Source organism: Vibrio sp. YT-19(2023) (assembly GCF_033337395.1).
The window spans coordinates 1-664 of record NZ_JAWOQN010000578.1 but is presented as its reverse complement, the minus strand read 5'-3'; the positions used below and the strand labels follow the sequence as shown (position 1 = coordinate 664).

The 664-nt window shown below is 46.8% G+C and carries 1 protein-coding gene; it reads right to left on the bottom strand.

Annotation, left to right across the window (positions count from 1 at the left end; translation table 11 throughout):
- On the bottom strand, positions 1-664 hold a 664-nt coding region (locus R7E78_RS27245), incomplete at both ends, for a pyridoxal-phosphate-dependent aminotransferase family protein (RefSeq protein ID WP_318058764.1).

The window sequence follows — 664 nt, the reverse complement described above, 5'->3', positions numbered from 1 at the left end:
TTGCCAGCTAACGCACCTAGCCCTGCACCAATTTCAAGGTTGTAAGTTTCAAGTAGATGCGCGCGAACTTTCGCTTCATCGATCCCTTCCGGCACATAAATCGCGTTCAATTGAGGTAAACGGTAAGCTTCTTCCACTACAAATTCAAAACTCAGTTTCTGAAGACCATCTTTCAACTTCTCATGCATCAATTGATGGCGAGCCCACGCGTTCTCAAGCCCCTCGTTCTGTAACACAAGCAGCGCTTCATGCAATGCATATAGGCTATTCACTGGAGCTGTGTGATGGTAGCTACGCTTACCTTCCCCACTCCAGTACCCCAACACTAAGCTTTGATCGAGGAACCAACTTTGAACTGGCGTAGTGCGCGATTGAATTTTTTCGATAGCAGCCGGAGACAGCGTCACCGGAGACAAGCCAGGCACACACGACAAACACTTTTGACTGCCCGAGTACACAGCATCAAGCTGCCATTCATCAACTTTTAACGGTACGCCGCCTAACGATGTAACGGCGTCCACAATCGACAACACATTATATTGCTTGGCTAACTTACCTAGAGTTTGCGCATCACTGACAGCACCTGTTGATGTCTCAGCATGTACAAAAGCCAAAATTTTTGTATCAGGATGTTGCTGTAGTGCTTGTTCAACTTTATCTACTG